This is a genomic window from Anaerofustis stercorihominis DSM 17244 (assembly GCF_000154825.1).
Taxonomy (GTDB): Bacteria; Bacillota; Clostridia; order Eubacteriales; family Anaerofustaceae; genus Anaerofustis; species Anaerofustis stercorihominis.
The window spans coordinates 604,643-629,147 of record NZ_DS560015.1 but is presented as its reverse complement, the minus strand read 5'-3'; the positions used below and the strand labels follow the sequence as shown (position 1 = coordinate 629,147).

18 protein-coding genes are annotated in these 24,505 nt (G+C 36.3%); 12 read left to right on the top strand and 6 right to left on the bottom strand.

Annotated features, from left to right (window positions below):
• The first annotated feature begins 446 nt into the window (after positions 1 to 446).
• From ANASTE_RS02970 to ANASTE_RS12190, 5 genes are all read left to right on the top strand, one after another.
• A complete protein-coding gene (locus ANASTE_RS02970; protein ID WP_007049436.1) occupies positions 447 to 1,001 on the top strand; it encodes a chromate transporter in 555 nt (184 codons plus the stop codon).
• Entirely contained in the window at positions 1,001 to 1,555 is a 555-nt protein-coding gene (locus ANASTE_RS02965; RefSeq protein WP_007049435.1) for a chromate transporter, read from the top strand. The genes ANASTE_RS02970 and ANASTE_RS02965 overlap by 1 nt, the downstream gene beginning before the upstream one ends.
• Positions 1,556 to 1,784: 229 nt before the next feature.
• A complete protein-coding gene (locus ANASTE_RS02960) occupies positions 1,785 to 2,096 on the top strand; it encodes an ArsR/SmtB family transcription factor (protein WP_007049434.1) in 312 nt (103 codons plus the stop codon).
• An 80-nt stretch (positions 2,097 to 2,176) separates the two neighbouring features.
• Entirely contained in the window at positions 2,177 to 2,806 is a 630-nt protein-coding gene (locus tag ANASTE_RS02955; RefSeq protein ID WP_242648094.1) for an alpha/beta hydrolase, read from the top strand.
• 51 nt (positions 2,807 to 2,857) lie between these two features.
• Entirely contained in the window at positions 2,858 to 3,115 is a 258-nt protein-coding gene (locus ANASTE_RS12190) for an alpha/beta fold hydrolase (protein WP_242648093.1), read from the top strand.
• 203 nt (positions 3,116 to 3,318) lie between these two features.
• On the opposite strand, the gene ANASTE_RS11885 is transcribed toward ANASTE_RS12190, so the two are convergent.
• On the bottom strand, positions 3,319 to 3,459 hold the full coding sequence (locus tag ANASTE_RS11885) for a hypothetical protein (RefSeq protein ID WP_007049431.1): 141 nt from the start codon (positions 3,457 to 3,459) through the stop codon (positions 3,319 to 3,321).
• A gap of 301 nt (positions 3,460 to 3,760) precedes the next feature.
• Between ANASTE_RS11885 and rapZ the strand changes: the two genes are divergently transcribed.
• Both rapZ and ANASTE_RS02945 read left to right on the top strand, forming a co-directional pair.
• Positions 3,761 to 4,630, top strand: a complete 870-nt coding sequence (rapZ, locus tag ANASTE_RS02950) for an RNase adapter RapZ (protein WP_007049430.1) — start codon at positions 3,761 to 3,763, stop codon at positions 4,628 to 4,630.
• A 12-nt stretch (positions 4,631 to 4,642) separates the two neighbouring features.
• Complete coding sequence (locus ANASTE_RS02945) at positions 4,643 to 5,611, top strand: gluconeogenesis factor YvcK family protein (RefSeq protein ID WP_007049429.1); 969 nt, start codon at positions 4,643 to 4,645, stop codon at positions 5,609 to 5,611.
• 329 nt (positions 5,612 to 5,940) lie between these two features.
• Here ANASTE_RS02945 and ANASTE_RS02940 read toward each other — a convergent pair whose 3' ends face one another.
• Entirely contained in the window at positions 5,941 to 6,591 is a 651-nt protein-coding gene (locus ANASTE_RS02940) for a potassium channel family protein (RefSeq protein ID WP_007049427.1), read from the bottom strand.
• Between the two features lie 25 nt (positions 6,592 to 6,616).
• Positions 6,617 to 7,963, bottom strand: coding sequence for a TrkH family potassium uptake protein (locus ANASTE_RS02935; RefSeq protein WP_007049426.1), 1,347 nt, complete (start codon positions 7,961 to 7,963; stop codon positions 6,617 to 6,619).
• Positions 7,964 to 8,261: 298 nt separating this feature from the next.
• On the opposite strand from ANASTE_RS02935, the gene ANASTE_RS11240 reads away from it, so the two are divergent.
• Together ANASTE_RS11240 and ANASTE_RS02925 are read left to right on the top strand one after the other, a co-directional pair.
• Positions 8,262 to 10,037 (top strand): hybrid sensor histidine kinase/response regulator, encoded by a 1,776-nt coding sequence (locus tag ANASTE_RS11240; protein WP_007049425.1) that lies wholly within the window; start codon positions 8,262 to 8,264, stop codon positions 10,035 to 10,037.
• A 185-nt stretch (positions 10,038 to 10,222) separates the two neighbouring features.
• The gene (locus tag ANASTE_RS02925) at positions 10,223 to 13,009 is read left to right on the top strand and encodes a response regulator (protein ID WP_007049424.1); all 2,787 of its coding nucleotides are present in this window, start codon (positions 10,223 to 10,225) and stop codon (positions 13,007 to 13,009) included.
• Positions 13,010 to 13,444: 435 nt separating this feature from the next.
• Here ANASTE_RS02925 and yihA read toward each other — a convergent pair whose 3' ends face one another.
• The 3 genes from yihA to ANASTE_RS02910 all read right to left on the bottom strand — a co-directional run bounded on the left by yihA (position 13,445) and on the right by ANASTE_RS02910 (position 19,126).
• Complete coding sequence (gene yihA / locus ANASTE_RS02920) at positions 13,445 to 14,026, bottom strand: ribosome biogenesis GTP-binding protein YihA/YsxC (RefSeq protein WP_007049423.1); 582 nt, start codon at positions 14,024 to 14,026, stop codon at positions 13,445 to 13,447.
• 2 nt (positions 14,027 to 14,028) lie between these two features.
• A complete protein-coding gene (lon, locus tag ANASTE_RS02915) occupies positions 14,029 to 16,383 on the bottom strand; it encodes an endopeptidase La (RefSeq protein ID WP_242648092.1) in 2,355 nt (784 codons plus the stop codon).
• A 241-nt stretch (positions 16,384 to 16,624) separates the two neighbouring features.
• Positions 16,625 to 19,126, bottom strand: coding sequence for a hypothetical protein (locus ANASTE_RS02910; RefSeq protein WP_007049421.1), 2,502 nt, complete (start codon positions 19,124 to 19,126; stop codon positions 16,625 to 16,627).
• 1,183 nt (positions 19,127 to 20,309) lie between these two features.
• Between ANASTE_RS02910 and ANASTE_RS02905 the strand changes: the two genes are divergently transcribed.
• The 3 genes from ANASTE_RS02905 to ANASTE_RS02895 are packed head-to-tail and all read left to right on the top strand — an operon-like array spanning position 20,310 to position 24,502.
• A complete protein-coding gene (locus ANASTE_RS02905) occupies positions 20,310 to 21,473 on the top strand; it encodes a molybdopterin molybdotransferase MoeA (RefSeq protein WP_007049419.1) in 1,164 nt (387 codons plus the stop codon).
• 10 nt (positions 21,474 to 21,483) lie between these two features.
• The gene (locus tag ANASTE_RS02900; protein ID WP_039944661.1) at positions 21,484 to 23,316 is read left to right on the top strand and encodes a substrate-binding domain-containing protein; all 1,833 of its coding nucleotides are present in this window, start codon (positions 21,484 to 21,486) and stop codon (positions 23,314 to 23,316) included.
• A gap of 10 nt (positions 23,317 to 23,326) precedes the next feature.
• A complete protein-coding gene (locus tag ANASTE_RS02895) occupies positions 23,327 to 24,502 on the top strand; it encodes an NAD(P)-dependent malic enzyme (RefSeq protein WP_007049417.1) in 1,176 nt (391 codons plus the stop codon).
• Positions 24,503 to 24,505 lie beyond the last annotated feature (3 nt).

Sequence of the window (24,505 nt, the reverse complement as noted above, 5' to 3'; positions counted from 1 at the left end):
TCTTAACGATAGTTATAATGTTTCGAAAGAGTTATTATCTTTTAATAAATATAAAGTTTTTATTTCAATTAAAGTTATCCCGCCTTATGTTTAAATAATATGGGGCGGGATTTTTTTGTTATATATAAGTTTATTAAGTTAAAAATATTTCGAGCCTTGAAGAATAAAAATCAAGAAGTATATATAAGTGATACGTATATATATCAGTGTAAAAGAAAAGTAAATTTTCTTATATATGAGGGTAAATATGGCAGTTTATGGTATAATATCAAAAACGTATTTATGGTGTTGTAAAGATATTGATTGACTTATGATAAAGAGCATTAAGTTATTTGATATAGGGTATATACATCATATCAAAGGTCAAAAATATCAAGAATAAAATTTATTATAAATAGGTTAAAACCAATCTATTTTATTGATTTAATTAATATGGGGAGAAGAACTTGAAAAACAAAGACTTGGATTTATTTATTACCTTCGCCAACATCGGAGCTTTTACCTTCGGCGGAGGTTATGCAATGATACCCCTGCTTCAAAAAGAAGTCGTGGAGAAGAAAAAATGGATAGACGAAAACGAGATGCTGGATATAACGGCGATATCTCAAAGTACCCCGGGACCTCTTGCAATCAATTGTGCCACATTCGTGGGATATAAAATCGGAGGGGTATGGGGTTCAGTCCTCGCCACCCTCGGAGTTGTCGTCCCTTCTTTTTTTATAATAATCGGAGTTTCTATTATTTTTAATATGTTCAAAGATAATATCATCGTTAATAACGTATTTGCGGGAGTAAAGGCGGGAGTTATCGTGCTGATTTTGGAAGCGGCTTTAAAGCTGGGAAAACCCATAAAGAAGGATTATTTCAATATGATACTGCTTTTTGCTTCACTTCTCATAACCGCATTTACAAGTATAAACGTCATTTATGTCCTTATCGCATGCGCACTTCTCGGAGTGATATTTCATGGGTTTAATATCATCAAGGGAGGGGATATGTAATGGTAATGGAATTATTTATTGTCTTCTTTAAAATAGGACTGTTCACTTTCGGCGGGGGTTATGCAATGATACCTCTTATAAAGACCGAAGTCCTTTCACACGGCTGGGCGACAGTCGGAGAGATCATCGACTTTATAGGCATAAGCGAATCCACTCCGGGACCTTTTGCGATAAATATAGCTACCTTCATAGGCTTCGACCACAGCAGCCTCATCGGGGCGTTCAGTGCCACGCTGGGTGTGGTTTTGCCCTCATTTATAATAATAATCCTGATAAGTAAATTTTTCTTTAATTTTCAGGATAACAAATATGTGCAGGCGGTGCTTGCGGGGCTTAGACCGGCTGTCGTCGGGACCATAGCCGCATCGGCAATGACGATTTTTGCTTCTGTATTCATATTGAAGGGAAAGCTTACCAACTATACGGGGCTGATGATTTTAGCTGTAGTGCTCTTATTAAAGCTTAAATTCAAAGAAATGCACCCCATTGTCCTTATTATAATATCCGGATTTTTGGGATATTTGTTTTACGGTCCGCTGGCGGGGGTAATATAGAATATCGGAGGTATGTTTTACATACCTTTTTTATTTTTGAATGTAATCCAAGTAAAATAAAAAATGTTAAAAGCATTTTTTAGTCCTTTTCACTTTATAGTCCATTTTTATCTGATTATAGTTAATAAATCTGTAGTTATTTAAAATTTATTATATTAAGTATTGAAATATATTAGAAAAAATAGTAATATATGTTTAAACATATAAACATGATATTGGGGAGAAATTTATGAGTAAACAAACAATGGAATATATGGAGAAATGTGCTCCCATATTCTCAATGCTTCAGGACAAGAGGCGCCAGGAAATAACTCAGCTTTTATTTGATAATCGGGAATTAAGCGTTACTGTGCTTACAGACAAACTTTCTTTATCCCGCCCGGCTGTTTCTCATCATTTGAAGTTATTATTGGATGCTGATTTGGTCACGGTCAGGCAAGACGGCAAGGAGAGGTATTACAGAGTAAATTTAAAACCTGCGTTAATGCTTTTAAAAAAATTAACGGATTCAATCGAGACGGATATAGAACAAATGAAATAAAATAAAGCGTCACTTAGGTGGCGTTTTATAACGGATATTAAGTTTATATGTTTAAACTTATAAAATCAAGAGGTGTAAATATGAACTATACAAATCAAGATAATTGGGAAAAAATAATGTCTTTTCTTCCAAAAGAATATCATTTTAACGAAGAGCCTTTACCTAAGGAAGAACATTGGGACTGGAGAGGAAACGATGTGCATTTGGATACATTCAGGAATAAAGATGCAAAGGCCAAGATAATCTTATTTCATGGTGTTGGTACCAACGGTCGTCAGATGTCTACGATAATCGGCAGACCTCTTGCAATAGACGGATATGAAGTTATCGCAATAGATATGCCCTTATACGGCGTTACAAAAGTAAATAAAAATACGGTGATCGGTTATGAAGACTGGGTAGAGCTTGGAAGTGATTATATAAATCATGAACTGAAAAAAGATGACCGTCCTATTTCCCTTTACGGGCTTTCCGCGGGAGGTATGGAAACATATCATATTGCCTGCAAAAATCACAACATCAAAGGTATCATAGGTATGACTTTTCTCGACCAAAAAAGTAAAGAAGTTAGACGAGCAACTACGAACAATGCTTTTTGGGCATACCTTGGGACTCCTCTTGCGGGAATGTCGGTAAAGCTGGGATTTGGCGGATTAAAGATGAAAATGTCGGTTTGTTCAAAGATGTCCGCTCTGTGTAATAATGAATAGTGTCTGAAGGAATTACTTAAAGATAGCTCCTCCGCAGGTAACAAAGTTCCGATGAAGTTTATTTATTCTTATATGCAGTATGAACCGGAAATATCTCCCGAAGACTTTGATATCTGTCCGATTTTACTGACTCAGCCGGAGAAAGATAAATGGACGCCTTTATGTTTGAGTAAACCTTTCTTGGATAGGATAAAAAAAGCGGATATGAAAATAAGTATTTTGCAGGACGGTAGCCACTATCCTGTTGAAGAAACTGCACTAAAACAGCTTCATGAAAATATTTTGAATTTTATTGATGAAAACCTATAAAATACGTTATCTGTTCGGCTCGTTTAAATATAATATTTTGTTTGGAAATCAAATGAATAAGATAAAATAATAATAAAGAAGAAATCATGTAATCTTTCCTATATTATATAATAATGATATTAAATCAACTTTTTAATGTGGTGCTTTCATATAGGTTCACAAATAAGACAATATTTGTAAAGCTATAAATAAGCGCCTTTCTATCATTTAAAACTCTTTATAAACTTCTTAATAAAAACTATTATCAAAATAAGAGACAATAAAATACAAACGAGGACGATAACGTCTTCGTAAATATATGAAATATCCAGTCCTTTCATAATAAAATCAATAACCTCTTTCATTTTTATGCCTCTTTTTATGCCTCTTTTTATGCCTCTTAAATAATTTGTCGAAAAATGTTTTTATTACCTTTAACCTACCACATAAATATGAAATAACGGTGATATATCAATTAAAAATTTATTAATTGTTTTCGTTTTAATTAGATAAATTGGGATTTTGTATGATTTAACTTGTTTTTTTATTAAAATCAATATGTATATAGAATTTATTACCGCTTATCCTTTTTGCTTTTTTTCATTTGACGTAGTATAATTACTTTATAAATTACGGATATGACTTTTGAACATAAGGAGAAAATATATGAAAATCATTGTTGTTGCGGGAATGCTTGCTGCGGGAAAAAGTGTGGCTTTAAGATTTTTTCAGGACAGAGGGTTTTACTGCGTGGATAATCTTCCGCCGAAACTCATAGATACATTCATCGAACTTTTGGATAAGAGCGAACCAAAAACAGAGAATATAGCAATAGTTTTGGATGTGAGGGGGAGTGCTTTCTTCGATGATATAGATGAAATTTTAGACAGCTTAAAGAATGAAAGAGGTGCGGACGTTTTATATATCGATGCAGACGATGACGTACTTATTTCAAGGTATAAAAAGAATAGAAGGAAACATCTTATATCGGGAAATGACAGGATAGAAGTTGCCATAAAAAAAGAAAGAAAATCAATGGAAGAGGTAAAGAAGAGGGCAGACCTTATAATAGATACTTCCAAGCTTTTAGAGAGGGACTTCGAAAAAATACTTCATGACTGTTACGGGAAGACCGGTGATATATCTTCCGAATTCAGTATCAATATAAGTTCGTTTGGATTTAAATACGGTATACTGCACGATGCGGATATAGTCTATGATGTAAGGTTCCTTCCGAATCCTTTTTATGTAAAAGAGTTGAAGCCTCTTACTGGGAAAAATCAGGAAGTATCGGATTATGTGTTTTCCTTTGATGAAAGCAAAGAATTCATGGATAAGCTGGAGGACATAATCGCCTTTACTATCCCATATTATATTAAAGAAGGAAAGGCTCAGCTTGTAATAGGGATAGGCTGTACAGGGGGAAGACACCGTTCTGTCGCAATAGCGAGCGAACTGGCTAAGAGGATAGAAGAAAAAGGATATATCGTTACGGAAGAGCACAGAGATATAAGCAAAGATAACTATCAGTATTAAGCAGGTGATTTTATGAAATTCAAAGATAAAAATATCGTCATAATCGGCGGGGGAACGGGAAACAGTGTTCTTTTAAAGGAATTTAAAAAGCATACCGACAACATAACCGCTATAGTTACCGTTTCCGATGACGGAGGAAGCACGGGTAAACTGAGAAAAGACCTGGGCATTTTGGCAGTTGGGGATATCCGTAACTGTATAACGGCGCTCGCCGAAGACGAATCTACCATGACGGAGCTTATGGAATATCGTTTTACAAAAGGAGCGTTAAAGAAACATTCCTTCGGGAACTTATTTTTGGCGGCACTTAATGAAATAAGCGAAAGTTTCCCAAAGGCGATAAAGGATATAAGCGATGTTTTGGCAATAAAGGGAGAAGTCGTTGCGGTATCGAAGAATGATGATATAACTCTTTGTGCACTCCTTGATAACACTGCGGTCGTGAACGGAGAGTCCAAGATACCGAAGCAGGCCGTTAAAATGCGTTCCAAGATAAAAAAAGTATTCATGACTCCTAGTGATGCGAAAGTTAATGACTATGCGGTGGAAAAAATAGAGAATGCTGATATAATCATTTTAAGTCCGGGAAGTCTTTATACTTCCATAATACCGAATTTGCTTATCAAAGATATACCTTATGCCATAGATAAGAATAAAAAAGCTAAGAAGTATTTTGTGGCGAATATAATGACCCAGCATGGAGAAACGGACGGATTTGATGTATGGAAGCATGTTACGGAAATAGATAAACATATCCCCAGAGGATGTAAGATATTTGATGAAGTGATTTACAGTACTACGGTTTTGGACGAAGACGTAATAAAAAGATATAAGAAAAAACATGCAGATGTAGTTGAAGCCAACATAACCGATGAGATGAAAAGTCTTTATAAATTCACCGGTCTTGACCTTGCGAGAGAGATAAACGGGGTCATGAGACATAACAGTGAGGTTTTGGTGGATTATTTAAAAAATACCTAGGGGCTCTGCCCCTAAAACCCCGGCACTTTTTAAAAGATTAAAAAGTGCCAAAAAATCTCCGCTCAAGCCGCGGAGGCTTAAAACGACTGGATTTTCTACAAAATGCTGCCCGCATTTTGTGAAACAGTCGCTTTCCCACCCCATTGGCATTGAACATAGTGTCTTACTTTAATGTTAATAACTTTTTTAGGTAAATAGCGGGTGAATGAATATCGTAAGTTAAAGATCTCTTTTGCCGAAGGCTTAGGCTCCGCGCCCAGCGGGGTCGTTTTATCCATTTTTTGGACAAGCAAAAAATGGCGGGGTGAAAGGGGCGGTGCCCCTAGTGTTTATGTTAGTGATGTAAGTTTGAATACATCGGAAGATTTGCCTATAACGATTATATGGTCGTTTTCTCTGAACACATAGTTCGGAGAAGGCATAGGGTCTAATATATTTTCGTTTTTGATTGCGATTATGTTGACTTTGTATTTTTTTCTTATTCCAAGGTCGGACATGTTCTTTCCCACCCATAGATCCATTATAGGTATTTCGTAAATGGAGTATTCCGGGGTCAGCTGTATATAATCGAATATGTTCTTAGCATTATATCTTATGGCGAGCTTTTCCGCAGTATCTCTTTCCGGATATACTACCTCGTCCGCACCTATCCTTTTTAGTAATTTCTTTTGAATATCGCTTCTCGCCTTTGTTACTACCCATTTCGCATTCAAGTCTTTAAGCAGTGCAGTGATTTCAAGGGAAGCCTGAAAGTCCTCTCCGATGGCCACGAAACAAATATCGAAATTATTTATCCCGAGGGACTGTAATACACCTTCCACTCTGCAGTCTCCGATTTGTGAGTCCGTGAAGTCCGAAGCAAATTCCGAAATAAGTTCCTCGTCTTTATCTATTATCATTACGTCGTTTCCTAACTCCTGCATTTTCTTTGATAAATGCTTTCCGAAACGTCCCATTCCTATTACAAGTACTGATTTCATATTAATATATCCTTTCTGTTGTAAACTATCCTATTAGTATTTTTTCTGCCGGTCTTTCGACAGGCGCACATTTTTTCTTTGCTGCAAGTGTTAACATAAGTGTAAGTGCTCCGACTCTGCCCGCATACATCAGTGCGATTATGACGCATTTTGAAGCGGCGCACAGTGTAGTGGTTATACCCATTGAGGAGCCTACGGTACCTATTGCCGAAGATACTTCAAACATTATGGATACTGCAGGGAGGTTCTCAAAGTAGCATAGGAGTAAGCTTCCTATTAAAAATCCGATAAAATATAATGTGAATACCGCGCTTGCCTGTTTGACCGTATCGTTGTCAAGACGTCTTTTAAATATGGTTATGCTGTTTTTATGTCTTGAAGAAGCCACCGCACTCATAACCAAAACTACCAAGGTAGTGGTTTTCATACCCCCTGCGGTCGAGCCCGGACTTCCGCCGATAAGCATTAAAACTATCGTAAATATTGAGGTCCCTTGTGTGATACTTGCCCAGTCTACAGTGTTAAAACCTGCGGTCCTCGGCGTTACAGCCTGGAACAGTGACGCTAATATACTTTCTTTCATTGAAGAGTGAACGAGCACTCCGTTTTTGGTTTCGAATAAGAAGAATAAGACTGCCGCGCCGAATATAAGTATAGCCGAAGCGGATATGACTATTTTTGAATGAAGTTCATATCTTCTTACATGCCATTTGTTTTTTATTATATCGCTCCATACCAAGAACCCGATACCGCCTATGACTATAAGCGACATTATGGTGATATTCACTATTATGTCATCGGAATATCTAGTTAGGGAAGAGAACTGTTTAAATCTTCCCATCAAGTCAAATCCCGCATTACAGAATGCAGATATGGCATGGAAGACGGCGTTATATATACCTACCTTAAATCCCATTTCGGGAATAAATCTTATTGACAGTAGTATCGCTCCAAGACCTTCGAATAATATCGTTCCCTTTACTATACGAAGTATGAGCTTAACCACTCCGCTGAGCTGCATGCTTCCCGCGGACTGCATCAATAGCCTTCTTTCGTGAAGTCCGATCTGACGCTTTAGGAATATAGAAAACATGGTGATAATGGTCATAAAACCTATACCGCCTATTTGTATCAAACATATTATAACTATTTGTCCGAAAATCGACCAGTGAGTGTATGTGTCAAAGACTACAAGCCCCGTCACGCATGTTGCGGATGTTGCTGTAAAAATAGAATTTAAAAACGGAGTAAACTCTCCGCTTCGTGATGATATAGGCAGCGTCAATAGTATACCGCCTACTAAAATTGTCAGGAAAAATCCAAGTGCAATTATTTGTGTGTAAGATAATTTAAGCTTTAATTTACTTTCCATTTAATCATTTACCCATTATAAACAATTTTGTTTATATAAAGTCCTTTTAAAATCTTAATATTATTTTTATACCTTATTTGAGAATTATATCAGACAATCAATAGAAATGAAACCATTATTTGAAAATAATTTTCAAGTAAGTTTTCAAGCCGTTTTTCATACATTTTAGCTCAAAATAAATGATGTATCGTATATTTGAATAAGCGTATATTAAAGGCTGTTTTATTTGAGCTTATTACTATAATATGGTATACTTATTTAATTAATTTTATTAAATAGCTAAGGGAAAAAATCAAAAATGGGAAATAATGACTTTAAGGGTGATGAAAAATTGGAAAATTTTTCAGATGACCAAATCGAAAAGATAAATCTAAAGAGGATAGCTTCTGTATGCGTATGTATACTTTTTTTCCAAATCATTAATTTATTTAATCCGCAGTTTTACGTCCAGCGTATTTTATGGGGCGGTACGTTTTTGTTATCACTGTCTGCGGTCATATTCCTGATACTTATTTTGGTCATAAAAAGGAATTCGTCTTTTAAAAATATATCATTTATATATAAACTGTTTTGGAGCATTCTTGTAATCGGAGTTTTCCCGTTTTTATACAGAGATGCTTCAATGTCTCTAATCCCTCTGAACTGCGTTGTCCTTGCAGGGGTTTTGATATGTGCTCCCATACTTAAAAAGAACGATTTGAGATTTATTTATTTGGTTTCGATAATAGTGAATGTATGTGCATGTTTATATGCGAAGGATATTCCTTTTTATTATTATCTTCAGGTCGTGATCATCAATATTACCGCATATCTTCTTGCCAATAATCTTCATGGAAAATATATGGAACTTTTTGACAAACAGCGTCAGGCTTATAAAGCATATATGAATTCTATTTTGGAACAGGAAAGCCTTAAAGCGAAACTCAATGAAGAAAAAAGTGCAAATTCCGCAAAATCCGAATTCCTCTCAAGGATGAGTCACGATTTGAGAACACCACTGAACGGGATAATAGGTTCTTCTTATTTGGCTTTGAATGATGATATCCCAAGAGAAGAAGTAAATGATTATTTAAATAAGATAAATCAGTCGGGAAAATATTTGTTGTCTCTTATAAACGATGTTTTGGATATGTCCAAAATCGAAAGCGATAAAATGGAGCTTCATCCCGAGCCTTATACTTTATCCGAGTTTTTGGATACTGTAAACAGCATCATAAAAGAGCAGTGCAGTGAAAATGATATAGATTTTGATATAGTATGCAAAGAGGTGGATATAAAATGTGTCATGCTTGACAGGCTTCGCTTCAATCAGATATTTTTAAATCTTCTTTCAAATTCCGTTAAATTCACTCCGAAAGGGGGAAAGATAGATTTGATAATAGAACACCTGTCCAAAGATGATGATAAAATAAAGAAGCGTTTTATCGTTAGGGATACGGGAATAGGAATGAGCAAAGAATTTTTAGCTCATGCTTTTGAACCTTTTACTCAGGAAAAGGCAGGGGATACTTCCGAAGGTACGGGGTTGGGGCTTTCCATAGTATATAAGATAGTTGAGCTTATGAACGGCAGGATATATATAGAGAGCGAACCGGGGAAGGGCACGAGCGTTACGGTTGAGCTGGAAGTGGATATAGTTAAGGATATGGAAGATAAAGAAGAGAAAACAGAGTTTGACTTAAATAAACTCAAAGGTAAGAGGATACTCATTTTCGAAGATAATGAACTCAATCTGATGATAGCAAAGACATTGCTGGAACAAAAAGGTATTTATGCAGAGTGTGCCGAAAACGGGAAAATCGGCGTCGATATGTACTTAAATAAGGAACCTTACCATTACGATGCGGTGCTTATGGATATACAAATGCCCGTTATGAACGGGCTTGAGGCTTGTAAGAAGATAAGGGAATCGAATAAAGAGGACTGCAAAAGTATACCTGTGATCGCAATGACGGCAAATGCTTTTGCGGAAGATATAAAATGCTCCATAGATGCGGGAATGGACGAACACCTCGCAAAACCTATAGAGCCGGATATACTTTATAAAACGATTTACAAACAAATATTTAAATAAAGAAAGATGAAATCATCATCTTTTTTTATTTGTTTTAAATATTCTTATATCAATCATAATTAAATTTTAAATACTTCGGAATAAAACGATTATCCTTGATATTAAAGCCAAATGAATATATAATATACACATATATAATTTGTCGTATTTTGCTGTAAGGTATTAAACAATAAGGGAGAAACGATATGGAAAACCAGCATGAATTCGGTCCGTGGAATAAAAATCCTCTGAATGTGGGAGGAGAAAAGGATGTGCTGTCGAATATAATGAATATAAGTATATTGAATTTTAAGTTAGATCAAAATTTAACTGTTATTTGGGCTAACGATGATTTTTATAAGAATATAAATTATACAAAAAAAGAGTTTGAATCTATCTTTGGGGATTTGTATCATTATTACAAAGATTACCCCAAAGATTTTACTGTTTTAAGTGGGAATTTATTATCTAATTATGAAAAAGGGGAAGCATCGGTACAGGTTACTGTCCGTCTTCCTTTAAAGGATAAAGGTTTCAAATGGTTCCGCATTACAGCGACCGTAACAGAAAGCGAAGAGCATGATGTACCTATTGTATATGCTGTTTTTTCTGATGTAACGGATATGGTGGATAAATATAAGAAGACCGCCAAAGTATGCAGGGAAAAGGCAAATAGCTTTGAATTTATGATGGAGGAATATGCGGGCAATATCTATATAAGTGATATGGATAACTACGAACTGCTGTATTTGAACAGGACCGCATGTGAGACATTGAAACAGCCTGCTTCGAGTATGGTAGGCAGAAAATGTTATGAAGTGATACAGGGAAGGACTTCCCCTTGTCCTTTCTGCACCAATGATATTATAAACGACAAAGAGTTTTATGAATGGGAATTCGATAACCCTGTGCTGGAACGTACGTTTATGATAAAAAATCGTATCATAAACTGGGAGGGCAGAAGAGCAAGGCTAGAGCTTTCATATGATATGTACAGTACGGAGTATAAGCTTGCAAAGAAAGATAAAGAGAGGGAAGTTATCTTAAGGACCCTTCCCGGAGGTTTTGTAAGGCTTGATGCAAGGGATTATGAAACTATCCTTTGGTACGGTGCGGACTTTTTAAACCTTATAGGTTACAGCGAAGAAGAATTCGAAACCAAATTAAAATCCAAATGCGGATATGTTCATCCCGATGATTATAAAAAAATCATTCCCGTTTTGGATGAATTAAAAGAAACAAATGGCAGCACCGTTACCGAGATAAGGATTATCCGCTCCGACGGAAGTATCAAGAATCTGACAATGACCCTATGTTACGTATCCGAAAAAGACAGCTGGGACGGGATACCTTCTTTCTACAGCCTCGGAATGGACGTGACAGAGGAACGTATGGAGCAGGAAAGACAGCGTATTGCATTGGAGGACGCTTATCAAACGGCGAAAGTCGCCAATGAAGCAAAGACGAATTTCTTATCTTCCATGTCCCATGATATACGTACTCCTATGAACGCTATAATGGGAATGGCTGCTATTGCTAAGATGAATACAAATGAGCCGGATAAAGTCCGGGACTGTCTAAATAAAATAAACATATCAAGCAAACATCTTTTAAGTCTTATAAACGAAGTTTTGGATATGTCGAAAATCGAAAGCGGTAAAATCAATTTAATGCTTGAAAAGATAGACCTTTCGGAGCTTGTGGAAAATGTAGCGGATATTTGTAAACCCTTGGTGGCAGAGAAAAATCAGCAGCTTAAGATGAGTGTAGGCAGAGTCAGACATGAAAAAGTGATCGCAGACGGTGACAGGCTTCAGCAGGTGCTTTTGAATTTGATGTCAAATGCGATAAAATATACTCCCGAGGGCGGAACTATCACTTTCAGGATAAATGAACTGTCTTCTGCGATAGATAATTTAGGTCAGTATGAATTTATATTCATAGATAACGGCATAGGTATGGCGGAGGATTTTATCCCTCATATATTCGAGCCTTTCTCCCGTGCGGAAGATTCTCGTATAAGCAAGATACAGGGTACGGGGCTCGGGATGGCGATAACGGATAATATCGTACGTATGATGAACGGGATCATAGAAGTTCAAAGTACTCTCGGTGTCGGAAGTAAATTTGTCGTTTCGGTTCCAATGGAGATACAAAACGAAGAAGAAATGTGTGATGAAGAGCTCGTAGGTCTTCCCGTACTGGTAGTCGATGATGACCAGATAGTATGCGAAAACGCGAGTGCACTTCTCGATGAACTGGGTATGAGAGGGTACTGGGTACTTTCGGGGCAGGAAGCCATACTAAGCGTCATAAATGCTCATGAAAGAAGAGACGATTTCTTTGCGGTCATATTAGACTGGAAAATGCCCGAAATGGACGGACTTGAAACATTAAAAGCCATAAGGAAAAATTTGGGGGATGATGTTCCCATCATTATAATATCAGCTTACGATTATTCCGAGATAGAGGAAGAATTCCTTGAAGCGGGAGCGGACGCATTCTTGAGTAAGCCTTTATTTAAATCAAAAATGCTTCATGTACTTCAGCTGTTCTGTACTCACAGTAATCTTATATCTTCGGAATACGAAGAAAAAAATGATGCAGACCTGTCGAATAAGAAAGTACTGCTTGCCGAAGACAATGATTTGAATCGTGAGATAGCAATAGAACTCCTTCAAATGGAAGGGATAGAAGTGGACTCAGTTGAGAACGGAAAGCGAGCGGTCGAAATGTTCGAAGCGTCAGCCGTAGGTGATTACGGGGCAATACTCATGGATATACAAATGCCGGTTATGAACGGTTACGATGCGACAAAGGATATACGTTCGCTTAACAGGGTAGACGCAAAGACCGTTCCTATCATCGCACTTACCGCAAATGCCTTCGCAACCGATGTAGGAAAAGCCAGAAGCGTAGGCATGAACGAACATGTTGCGAAACCTATCAATGTAAAACATTTGATAAAAGTCCTTCAAAGATGGATGGGTTAAATTTAATTTATTTTATTATAAGGAGCCGATAAACATGATTTGTTTAAGGCTCTTTTTGTTTGCGAATAAAGTCCTTACTTATAGATTTTTTTAATAGTTTATTGCAGTTATAAGTATTTTTATCATTTTAGGAAACTGATTTTTTTAATATAATTGAATGAATGATTTAGAAAGTTTAAAGGTTTATTTGACTGCTGAAATTTAAAGTCTTTTATCATTTCACTTTGATTTAGTTATAAAGGTTGATTTTAGATATGAAGCATATCATGTTACTTGATATATAACAAAATTCGGTAACACTTCTTAAGAAATTTTCGATAGTCAAAATGAAGTTGAGTGCAGAAAAGGAACTTACCAAAGTTTTTGAGGGTGACAGTCTATATAATTCCACTGAATTTCTAATAATTAAAAAAGAACCGCCTTTTGGCAGTCCTTTTAAATAAATCCTTCAATAAAATCCCATACTTCATCTCTTCCCAGTTTTTCCTCGGTAGAGAAAATTATCACCTTATCGTCTTCATCCAAGCCGAGAGTCTTTTTTATGAGGTCTATATTTTGTTTTCTTTTGTTTTTACTTATCTTATCCGCTTTTGTCAAAACCACGACAGGGTATATATCATTATCCAGTATCTCGTTATACATCTTTATGTCGTTTTCGCTTGGTTTATGCCTTATATCCACAAGGAAGAATACTATAAAATCCGCATTCCTCTTCTTTAAATAATCGGTTATTATATTGGAGAAAGTCGCTTTCTCGCTTTTGGATACTTTAGCATACCCGTAGCCCGGCATATCGACTATATAAAATTCATTGTTTATTATATAGTAATTCGCAGTTCTGGTCTTTCCCGGAACGGAACTTGTCCTGGCTAAAGATTTTCTGTTCAGTAAGTTATTTATAAAGCTGGATTTGCCGACATTGGATTTTCCGATAAGTACTATCTCCAGCTTGTCCTCGGGAGGCAGCTGGTTGAACTTTGCGGCGCTTGTAAGTATTTCGGCGCTTCTTATAATCATTTTCAGTCCTCTTTGAATATTATTTTATATACATCCATCATGTGTTTTACAGGTACTATTTCCAAAGTATCTTTTATATCATCGGGAACTTCTTCAAGGTCCTTGATATTTTCTTTTGGAATAAGCACTTTCTTTACTCTTGCTCTTGATGCCGCAAGAAGTTTTTCTCTGAGTCCTCCTATAGGAAGCACATCTCCCGACAGTGTTATTTCGCCGGTCATGGCGATATCTTCCGGTACCGACATTTTTGTAAGGGCGGAAATTATCGCCGTTGCAAGGGTTATCCCCGCACTCGGACCGTCCTTCGGTGTCGCCCCTTCGGGAACATGGATATGTATGTCTTTCTTTTCATAGAAATCTTTATCTACTTTCAGCTTGTCAACGATAGTCCTTACATATGTAAGAGCTGTCTTTGCAGATTCCTGCATTACATCACCGAGGCTTCCCGTAAGCTCGATATGACCTTTACCGTCGGTTATGACCGCTTCTATTTTCAAAGTATCTCCGCCGTAGCTGGTATAAGCAAGTCCCGTTACTTTTCCCACATGTTTTTTATTTCCCTGCTTGTCGAAAGTAAGGAGTTCTTTACCTAAAAATTCATGGAGGTTTTTCACTGTAACTTCGATTTTACCTTCTTCATCAGCTACGATTTTCTTAGCGCATTTCCTGCATATCTTGGCGATTAGTCTTTCAAGCTGTCTTACTCCGGATTCTAAGGTATAATCCGTAACGATTTTAGTAAGAGCTGCCGTGGTGAAAGAAAGGTTTTCTTTTGTAAGCCCATGCTCTTCCATTTCTTTTTTGATAAGGTGTCTTTTTGCGATTTCCACTTTTTCCTTTGGAAGATATCCCGGTATCTCTATAACTTCCATCCTGTCTAAAAGTGCAGGAGGTATAGTAGCTATGTTATTCGCGGTCGCCACGAATAATACTTCCGATAAATCAAATGGGATTTCGAGATAGTGGTCGGAGAAATTTGAATTTTGTTCCGGGTCAAGTACTTCCAGTAATGCACTTGCAGGGTCCCCTTTAAAGTCGGAACCTATCTTGTCTATTTCATCAAGCAAAAATAGGGGAGTGTTGCTTTTTGCCTGAGCAATCCCCGTTATTATCCTGCCCGGCATAGCTCCGATATATGTCCTTCTGTGACCTGTTATCTCCGCTTCGTCTCTGGTTCCGCCTACGGAAAGCCTTACGAATTTTCTGTCCGAAGCCTTTGCTATCGCCTTTGCTATGGAAGTTTTTCCGACCCCCGGAGGTCCGACCAAACAAATTATAGGTCCTTTCAAGGTATCGGTAAGTTTAAGTACGGATAAGTATTCGATTATCCTTTCTTTTACTTCTTTTAAGCCGTAGTGGTCTTCATCGAGTATCTTCTGTGCTTCTTTTAGATTGATGTCGGGTTTTTCTTCTTTTTCCCAAGGTAAGTCGAGTATGGTTTCGATATAAGTCTGTATCACCCCGGCTTCGCTTGAACCTACGGGGATGAGTTTGAGCCTATCGATTTCTTTTTCTATTTTTTCCTTGAATTCTTCTTTTATGGGAAGTTTTTCAAGTTTTTCCAAATAGTTACTGCCTGCACCGCTCCCGTCGGAGTCCTGAAGTTTTTCCTGCAAAATCTCTATTTTTTCTCTTAGATAAACTTCTTTTTGAAGTTTTTCCATTTTTTCTTTGACATCCTGTTCTATCTCGTTTTCAAGGGATAGGACAACTATCCTGTTTTCGATTATCTTATATACTTCTTTGTATCTTTCTTCGCTGTCTAAAATGCAAAGGATATCCTGGAATTTATCAAATTCCACGCCAAGGGGCGGAAGCATCATGTCGATAAGTTCGTTTGGATTTTTGATGTTATTTAAAAATGAAAGTATTTCAAAGTCATTTCCCGTCATTTTTAAAGAAGAAAATTCCGAGAATTTTTCTTTTAATACATTGGTCATTGCCACTTCTTTATCCGTTAGATTATCGTTTGAATAATTTATTATATCTCCGCTTGCAACCAAATATGGGTCGTGCTGTTCATATTTATTTATCTTAACACGGTTTAAGACTTTTATTGAAACTTTGATAGCATTATATGGAAGTCTGATAAGGTTTGTTATCTTTGCCAAAACTCCGACTTCTCTTAAATTTTCGATTTCGATTTCGTCTTTATCCGAATCTCTTTGCGCGATAAGGATTATCATGCTTTCTTCTTTTACACTTTCTTCCAGTGCCATTAAAGAAGCACTTCTCGCCACATCAAAATTAGCGTTCATTCCTGTTATTAACGATAAATCCCTCGTCGCAATGGCAGGTAAAGTCAAATTTTCCATGTTGCTGGTATATGTATCCATTATGTTTTGAATATTAGCCAATTTCGTACCTCTCTTAATTTTTTTATAGTAAAATAATATATAGTATAACGCATACTATTCTATAATTACCTCTTACGATATATCCGTGTAATGGTAATTATAATACAACGAACATGATTTTATCCTAATATCCGATAAACTATGATAAAATTCTACTTGTCATTATATATTTATTAAAACTTTATTGCAATAAAAAATAGAATATTTCTTATGTAATATCTGTAAGAATAGGAATATTTTCTTATATCATGAGCTTTTGCTCATCTCCCGCACAATATCCGACTTCGCTTTTAAGTGTTTCATAAATAAACCCGAAACCGAGGAGTATCATCATATCGTCGAAGGAATTATGATAAAGTGAGAATTTGAAGTTTATACTTGTAAGATCTGTTTCTATGTACTTATACATTATATCAGAAAATCCCCAAATATTACCCCATTTTCTTCCCCAAATCAAACTATCCGATAAATTTAAGTCAAGACTTATTTCTTTTGTGTCTTCTCCGGTTATTTTTATGTTTAAATTGCTTTCGCCTTCCATGTCATAATTCTGAAGATATATGGGCATTATTCTTTTTAGGTGTTTGTATTTATAAAATTCCGATAAATCGTATGGTTTTGATACGACTTTGAATTCTATGGGTACCCTTTTATTTTTGATTGGGTCAAAGTCGCTCAGTCCTCTGGAGTTTTCTTTATTAAATATATCCGTTTCAATTATATAGTTTTTGCTTCCTATAAAAAGCTTACTGTTTTTATTGAACAGATAATAAATAACGAGTCCTGTGTTTATATTAAATCCCGTTGACTTTTCAAAATCGTATTCCATGAGTTTATTGGCATAGTCCAGTTCGTTATCGTCATTGAAAGCCAAATATACTTTACCGTTATTAAACGCCATGGCAGAGAGTTTTTTGTTTTTTATATTGCTAAGAGAGGTATTTACTTTGCCGTCGCTTATGATTTTGGTATAAATGCTAAGTGCTTCCAAAGAGCCTATATCCGCAAATATCCGGTCGTTTACTTCTATTATTTTGTTTCCTGTAAAGAATGTAAAAGAGCAGGGGGTGGATATTACGCATTTGTTGTTCAAAGCTCCGTAGGGGAGTGAAAGGGGCTGCCATACGAATTCGTCAAGGTATTCTTCCTTACCTCCGCTGAATATGTACCAGCCTTGTTCGTAGCTGACACATAGATATTTTTTTATTACCGTCATTGCGGTGACATTTCCTATGGTGCTTGCTGGATAGAGCGTTGAGCTTCTTCTGAACACGTTGAATTCGCCCGGGTCAGAGTAAAAGACCGCCTTTTTGTCTTTGGGATGCCCTGCGGCGAATATCCTCTTGCTGTAAGGGTGGTATATCATCATCGTACATTTTTGAACCTCGTCCAGGGATATATTGTCGTCGGTTTCTCCGTCTCCGTCCTCGTCGTATTTTGTTGCCCTGTTTGAGATGTTGTCGAATAGGGAAGTGTCGTAGTATTTGAGGTTTGATAAACCGAAAGATATCTGATTTCCGTCGCTGTCAAATCCCATTATATCCCTTTTCGCTCTATACCTGAACAGCTTTGAAGTATCTTTTGCCCATATGTTCTTTTTAGAGGCAGAATCGTATTTTTTATAATATCTCGGAGCCAGAATGACTTCTCCCATATATATTTTGTTTACGGTACCGTCTAGATAAGTATAGTCATAATCTCCGATACCCATAGGGACTTCGCTTCTGTACTTGTCGATATTTATTTCTTTCCATAGCGAAGTATCGTTATAGTTCGCGGTAATAAGATTTATAAGCTTCTGCTCCTTTAAGCTTAAATAATATTTCCCGTAAACACTCTCGCTTGATTCTTCATGATTTACCTTAACTATACTGTTCTTTACGATATATTTGATACCCTCGTCACTGGTAAAGTCAAACCCCGATATCCTGTAGAACTTTCCGTTGAATGAAAAATATAATCCTTTTTCCGTCTGAGCGAAACTTATATCGGATATGTCCTTATTGATAAGTTCATAATCCCTTGCGAATATATAGTATCCTCTTTCCTCTTTCAGCGGATGAATGGGATTATCGTAGAATTCTTCCCACTTTTTTTCGTTTGAAAAGTCTGGCTTTGTTTCGTCTATGATGTATTCTCCGTGAGAGTCTTTTTCTCCCGTGGTGTCGTACACTTCGTAGCAGTATCCCTCCATATCATCCGTATGATCCATGCTCCATTTCCCGTCATTGTCTTTTCTTTTTACTTTTTTTCCTATTATGTAATTATCGGTAATGGCCCTGTAAAATTTATCGTAGAAATGAACCATTTCATTCTGTTTTATCAGACATGGTTTGAATTCTTCTATTTCCAGTTCAACATCAAAATCTTTATCCGCGTAGATATAACCGAAGTAATAATTTGACACGTTCAAGTAATAATATTTATCCGGAAGACTTTCCTTTGGTATGACATATCTTGCTATAAAGAAAATCCTGTTGTATCCGTTTATCATGACTTCTTTTGCGAATATGAACCTTACGTCTTTTAGTTCGATCAGCTCATCTTCACTGTCATCCGCAAAATTTTTATCTTTGAGGAGCCTATGGAGATATATATCCGTCCCCGACCTTTTTCCTATCCCTCCGTCAAAAGATAAGTTTGCATTCTGACACTCACTAAGGCAGTTGTCCTCAAGATATATGGGAGCCAGTGTATCGTTGAGCCCGCCTTCGAAATTCTTTATTAAATATTCTTTTTCCACTTCTTCACCTTCTTTCTTGAATATATATAAAAAAAGATAATTTCCCTAAAGAAATTATCTTAACTTTAATTATACTTTGAACTTTTCGCTTCTTCAATGAAGAGTTTTTGTTTTCTTTTTGTTAAGAAAGAAACATAGAAGGGGTTTCTCCCCTTAAAAACCCCACGAAGTTTTTTCCGAAGAAAAAAACTTCGAGAAAAATTCTTCCACTGCGTGGTGCTAAAGCCTTCGGCAAAAGAGATCTTTAACTTACTGATGTCATTCACCCGCTATTTACCTGAAAAAGCTATTATCTCTAATATAATATAAAACTTTTAATGTAAATTGGGGTAGGATAACTTCTATTCCAAGAAATGCGGGGTCTCTCAATAATTCGTAAATATCACTAAAGTAAATTTGCTCATGTTGTTAATCAGTCTAACGACTGAACATATTTTATAAATAAAATATGCTTATTTCTTCTAAATAGCAAACAGTCATCGAGAAGCGTTAAAAGCCGTCACGGTGACAACATGAAAGCATTTAAATTCTTCAAATAAAAATAGGATTTTATATGATAACCAGTCGTTACCCGCTCTTTATATAAAGCGCTATCTCCGATTAAAGCTAATAGCTTTTTCAGGTAATATGCGGGTAAATGACTTAGCTAAGTTTAGTATTATTCCACGAAGGTTTATAAGCTGTGCGGCGGACTGAACTAAAATATTGAAAATCTTGTTTTAATACTTAAGGGTAGTGACTGTTCCCGAAAAATCGAGTAGATTTTCTGAGAAAATGCAGTCACGTTAAAAGCCGTTAAGGTGACAACATGAAAGCATTTGAATTCTTCAAATAAAAATAGGATTTTATATGATAACCAGTCGTTACCCGCCCCTTATATATAAAGCGTTATCTCCGATTAAATCTAATAGCTTTTTCAGGTAATATGCGGGTGAATATCTATCGTAAGTTTAATATCTTTTTTAGCGAAGCTCTTAGCACCGCGCAGCGGAAGCGTTTTTCTCAAAATTTTTTCGCTTAGGAAAAAACTTTGCGGGGTTTTAGGGGCAGAGCCCCTGAGAGCTTTGTTTCTTTATAAAAGAAACCCCTCTCAATGTTGTAATTAAAAGGGGATTATGCTATAATTTTTTAATATGATTTTTTGTAAAAAAGTGTATATTTTAACTTAAATTGGGAGAAAAAGATGATTAAAGCCGACAGTGTGAATGATGTTTTGAATAAAATAAAAAAGGACTTTGAAAATAGGGAAAAAAGTTCTCATATAGTTATGATAGAAGACAGCTTAAATCATGTTTTGGCATCGGATATAGTTTCCAAAGTGAATATCCCGAGCTTTGACAGAGCGGAAATCGAAGGATACGCCCTAAATCATGAAAGTCTTTACGGTGCGGACTACTATGATCCCATAAATCTCGATATATCGGGTAAAGAGCAAATAAATGATAATGAAGCAAAATATGTTATAAGCGGGGAGGCTCTTCCAAAGGGTGCCGACTGCGTTATCGATATAGAATATGTAAAAGAAAAAGATGCTGTCATTTCGGTAAACAGAGAAATCGCAAAGGGGCACGGTGTTTCGTTCAAAGGCTCAAAGATAAAAAGCGGGGACGTGGTCTTAAAGAAAGATACGAAATTAAATCCTCTTAATATAGGTCTTCTTGCAAGCCTTAACGAATTCATGGTGGAAGTCTATAAGAAAATAAAAGTCGGTGTCATTTCTTTCGGGGAAGATATAACTGTCGTAAGGACTCCCGAAAAGGATAAAGATATAGATTTGAATTCATATATATTATCGGCAGAACTTGAAAACAAGAATGTGATCAATATTCCTTACGGGATAGTGGATAAGAAGAGTTCGGCAAAGGTGCTTGAAAAGGCTTGCGATGAATGCGATATTGTTATCGTTACGGTAAGTTCTTCTTTTGATTATAAAGAGGCTTTTGGGGAAAATAAAGTTTACTCGGATGAGATACTGGTTTCTCCGGGAGAAGATACTTTGATAATGAATTATGATCATACCCCTGTATTCTTTTTAAACGGAAATCCCAAAGATGTATATTTACTTTATAATGTATTCGTAAGACCCGTAATAGACGGATTTTTAAATATAGAAGAAAATGAACCTTACATAAAGGCGAGAAGCATTTATAACGTTCCTTCCAAGAAAGGTATAAATGAATACAAACCTGTAATACTTGAAAAGAGAGATGACGGGTATTATTTTGAAATAATAGAAGACGATAGTCTGTTGAGCGAATTTCTAAGTAATACAGACGGATATATACTTATACCTAAAGACAAAGACGAGATAAAGAAAGACGAAGGCGTAAAAGTAACTCTTGTGTAAAGGAAATAAAATGGAATATCTAAAGGACATATCTTTTGAACAACTGAATGAATTATTTGACGAACTGTTAAACGGCATGCCTTGCTTGGAAAGCGAAGAGGTATCTGTTTTTGATGTAAAGGGAAGGGTATTAAGCGAAGATTTATATATAAAGGAAGATGTTCCGAGCTTCAATTATGCACTTAAAGACGGAGTAAGTATAAACATAAAGGACTTAAGTAAAAAAGGTGCTTTATTAAAGATAGATGATTATAAAAAAGTGAACAAAGGGGATAGGGTAGAAGATAAATACAATGCGGTGATAGATAAGAAAAAAGTCATTCATAAAGAATATTCTTTGTATTTGAATTACTATCCGTCTATGTTCGAGAATATAAAATATAAGGGCGAAGATACTTTAAAAGGAAGCTTTTTATATCATAAAGATACCTTGATAAACGGCGAAGAGGCGGGAGTACTCATTGCTTCGGGTATAAAAAAAGTCAAAGTCTACAGAAAACCGAGAGTAAGCATGATCCCTACGATAGATATGGTGAGTGACAGAAGAAATAAAACTTCGGATAACGATTCGATCATCTTAAAAGGAAAAATGAACTTGGAAAGAGTTGATTTAAATATATCGGATCCCTTAAAAGAAGATAAAAGGGACTTTGAAAGGGTCATAAAGTCAGCGGCTATGTCCTCCGATGCGGTTTTGATACTTGGTAAGACGGGGGAAGGTAATAACGACTATACATTCGATACCATGTCTAAACTCGGCAGAGTTTATTTCAGAGGAGTGAGGATAAATCCGGGGAGTGGTTTTGTTCTCGGGAAAATAGAAAACGCATTGGTATTCGGTATCCCCGGGGATAACATCTCCGCCATTATGATATATGACCGTTTTGTATCGAGACTTATTTCAAAGCTTTCAGTGACCGATACAAAAAAGGATAAGACTTTATATGCTGCGCTTTTAAGCGATACGCCCTCAAGTCCTTACTGTAAGGATTTTGTGTTTGTGAATTTATTTTTATATAACGAAAATTATTATGCACTTCCAATATATGAAGTAAACTCGGCAGCGGATTATTTAAAGGCGGACGGATACTTTATATCAAAGGAAAAACAGACACTTTTAAACAGAGGGGAAAGTTTGGAAATACACCTTTTAAAAGACAGGAAAGACATAAATAAGAACATACTTTTCACAGGCAGGAAAAATCATTTTAATACAAGTCTTTCAAACTTCTCCGAAAATAAAAGAAGTGAAATAAGCCTTGTGCTTTCACAGGATAAGTCTTTGGCGGAAAGCTATATCGAAAGCAGGGAATACTTCCTAAAAGACTTTGAGAATAAATTCGATTACTTTAAAGAGGAATTGAATAAGGGGAAAGTGATAATAGAGGGTGCCAGCGAGAGGTATGGATTTGCCACAAATAAAAAGTATCTTGAAATAGTTTCCGTTACGGATTTGGTGAGTAAAGACGTAAAGATAGGGAATTTACCGAAGAATACTTTTTCAAGGTCATCTTTGGAAGGACTCTTAAAGGCAAAGAATATAAATCACGGCGATATAAAAGGTTTCGGAGAAAATGTATATAAGAACGAAAAAGTCTTGCTGTCGGCACTTCTTGAGGATAAAATAGATATATGTTTTATCAGTGAGAGAGAAGTTAAAAATCATAAGAGTATAAAATTTATCCCTATAATAGTAAAGGAAAATGATTTTATAATAAACTGTGAGGATAAGGCTTTGATAGATATGATACAAAGTATATTTACGGATGAAAGTCTGAAAGGATTTTTGTCCGAAGATTATGACACTGAAAATTTAGGTAAGATATCGAGAATAGAAAGGTAATAAGCGTAATATGGATGTAAAAGAAAAATCACTTAAACTGCATGAAGATTTAAGCGGCAAAATAGAAGTAGTAAGCAAAAAGGAAGTAAAGACAAGCGAAGATCTATCGCTACTTTATACTCCCGGCGTTGCCGAGCCTTGTGTAAAGATACATGAAAATGAGGATAATGTATATAAGTACACCGCAAAGAAGAACTTGGTGGGTGTGGTAAGCGACGGAAGTGCCGTTTTGGGGCTTGGGGATATAGGAGCAAAGGCTTCTATCCCTGTAATGGAAGGCAAAGCCATTTTATTCAAGGAATTCGGTGATGTTGATGCCTTTCCTATATGTATAGATTCTACTGACGTAGAGGATATAGTAAAGACAGTTAAACTCATATCTCCCGTGTTCGGAGGGATAAACCTTGAAGATATTTCCGCACCGAGGTGTGTGGAAGTGGAAGAAAGGCTCAAGGACGAGCTGGATATCCCCGTATTTCATGACGACCAGCACGGGACTGCCATAGTTGTGGGAGCGGGTATAATAAACTCGCTTAAAATAGTAAAGAAAGATATAGATAAAATAAAAATCGTGGTAAACGGAGACGGTTCAGCGGGATATGCGATAACAAAAATGCTTATAAATCTGGGAGCAAAGAACGTTATCGTATGCGGTATAAACGGAGTGGTAAAAGAAGATAAAGATAACAACTACGTTCAAAAGGAACTGAGTAAGATTACAAATCCGAATAAGGAAGAGGGAACACTTAAAGATGTTATAAAAAATGCCGATGTATTCATCGGTGTTTCCAAGGGTAACCTTGTGGATAAAGAAATGGTGGAGAGCATGAACGGTGACGCCGTGATTTTCGCCATGGCAAATCCTACCCCTGAAATCATGCCCGACGTGGCTAAAAGCGGAGGTGCAAGGGTTGTCGGAACGGGAAGAAGTGACTTTGAAAATCAAGTCAACAATGTTTTGGCATTCCCGGGTATCTTTAGGGGAGCTCTTGACGCTTATGCAACTAAGATAAGCGAGGGAATGAAAGTAGCGGCTACTCATGCAATAGCAAACTTTATTAAAGAAGAGGACTTGAATGAACATAATATCCTTCCGTCCGCTTTGGATAAAGATGTTGCGTCTGTTGTGGCAAAAGCCGTTTACGATGAAGCGGTAAAAGAAAATATAGTAAAAAATATCAAATAAATC